Below are 588 nucleotides of genomic sequence, written 5' to 3'. Positions count from 1 at the left end.
CGCCCATGTATTTTTTTGTCAACCAACGCAATTTCGATTTAGCCAATCGAATTGAACGCGGCTTAGAAGCGATGATCAATGATGGCAGTTTCGATAAACTATTTTTAAACCATCCGAGCATAGTGGATGTGGTAAAGCGCGCGAAGCTGAGTGAACGACGGGTTTTCAAGCTACTCAATCCGGATCTACCCAAGGAAACCCCCTTAGGCGACCCGCGCTACTGGCTACAACTGCAATAGCTAGCGTTACATTCACTCGGCATTACGAATTTTTAATCTAGGCTCTGCCACAGCAATTAATTTTCCATCAACCAGCGCGATTGCCTGGGTAGAACCATAGGGTGGCATTTCCTTGAGCTTATGCCCCCTTACCACTAACGATTGCCGAATGCCCGCCGGTAAATTTGACTCAACGAATAGCATGTCTGGGCGCCATTGTTGATGGATGCGGCTTTTTCCAAGCGCATCATTTAACGATAAGCCCAAATCCAAATGATTGATTATCGCCTGTACAACTTGCGTAATAATGGTTGGCCCACCTGCTGCACCGACGGTCATAACAGGCTTGTCACCCTTTAATATTAACGTC

The 588-nt window shown here is 46.6% G+C and carries 2 protein-coding genes; one reads left to right on the top strand and one right to left on the bottom strand.

Annotation, left to right across the window (positions count from 1 at the left end):
• The coding region (locus ACFQEU_RS17630) for a hypothetical protein (RefSeq protein WP_379784259.1) at window positions 1–239 on the top strand (239 nt) is incomplete at its 5' end.
• 12 nt (window positions 240–251) lie between these two features.
• Here ACFQEU_RS17630 and ACFQEU_RS17625 read toward each other — a convergent pair.
• Window positions 252–588: gamma-glutamyltransferase (locus ACFQEU_RS17625; RefSeq protein WP_379784257.1), on the bottom strand; the 337-nt coding region annotated here is incomplete at its 5' end.

This window comes from Halorubrum tibetense, from assembly GCF_042661865.1.
Lineage (GTDB): Archaea > Halobacteriota > Halobacteria > Halobacteriales > Haloferacaceae > Halorubrum > Halorubrum tibetense.
The sequence above is the reverse complement of the archived record's forward strand: the minus strand, read 5'-3'. Positions and strand labels throughout refer to the sequence as shown.